This is a genomic window from Actinomyces sp. S6-Spd3, assembly GCF_000758755.1.
Taxonomy (GTDB): Bacteria; Actinomycetota; Actinomycetes; order Actinomycetales; family Actinomycetaceae; genus Pauljensenia.
Genome location: NZ_JRMV01000217.1, coordinates 1 through 815 on the forward strand (window position 1 = coordinate 1; position 815 = coordinate 815).

Genomic DNA, 815 nt, shown 5'->3' on the forward strand with positions numbered 1-815 from the left:
CGCCTCAAAGTTTAGGCGAAAAATGAGCGAAAACGTTATTCTTTCCAAACAAGTTCGGGGAACCACAGTGCGATTTCACGGTCTGCGGATGCCGGCGAGTCAGAGCCGTGAACAATGTTCTCCACGTTACCGGTACCCCAATCTCGACCGAGATCACCACGGATGGTGCCGGGCGCTGCGAGCGTCGGGTTGGTGTTACCCATGAGGTTACGCATGCCTTCAATCACGCGATCGCCTTCAACGACCATCGCAACAACGAGATCAGACTGCATGTACTCCAGTAGATCCTTGAAGAAGTGCTTTTCCTTATGCTCGAAGTAGTGATCTTGCAAGAGCTCTTCGGAAGCGTGCTTGATCTTCAAACCCTTTAGTTGGTATCCCTTAGCTTCGATGCGGCGAATCACCTCGCCGGTGAGGCCGCGCCTGAAACCATCCGGCTTCACAAGGACGAGGGTGTGCTCTTTATTTGCATCGAGCTGTTCCGGACTAGGCATTTGCCTTCCTTTCCATTGACTTCCGTGTCAAAATCGATTCTACGACAATTTATCTTGACGTAAAGAAAAACCGGGTTGTTACCGCAGTTCCTCGGCCTGTTTGTCGGTGTTTTACTCCGGCATTGACTCAAGTTTTTGCACGAGGTCGCTTACAGCCCTCTGGGCGTCAGCGCCGCTAGCGCGCACGGTTACGGTCTGCCCCTGTCTAACGCCCAGTGCCATGAGCGACATGACTGAAGCTGCGTCTGCCCCATCGATGGTGACCTCCGCATCGTAGTCGCTAACAAAACGTGCGACGAGGGCAGCCGGGCGGGCATGCAG

At 54.0% G+C, this 815-nt stretch carries 2 protein-coding genes; both read right to left on the bottom strand.

Annotation, left to right across the window (positions count from 1 at the left end; translation table 11 throughout):
- Nucleotides 1-35: 35 nt before the first annotated feature.
- Complete coding sequence (gene ndk / locus HMPREF1627_RS01825) at nt 36-494, bottom strand: nucleoside-diphosphate kinase (RefSeq protein WP_034500621.1); 459 nt, start codon at nt 492-494, stop codon at nt 36-38.
- Between the two features lie 111 nt (nt 495-605).
- On the bottom strand, nt 606-815 hold a 210-nt coding region (locus HMPREF1627_RS01830), incomplete at its 5' end, for an HPr family phosphocarrier protein (protein WP_034500623.1).

Bases quoted from the DNA above. Each gene is read 5' to 3' on its own strand.
- ndk (WP_034500621.1), bottom strand. From the start codon at position 494: ATGCCTAGTCCGGAACAGCTCGATGCAAATAAAGAGCACACCCTCGTC.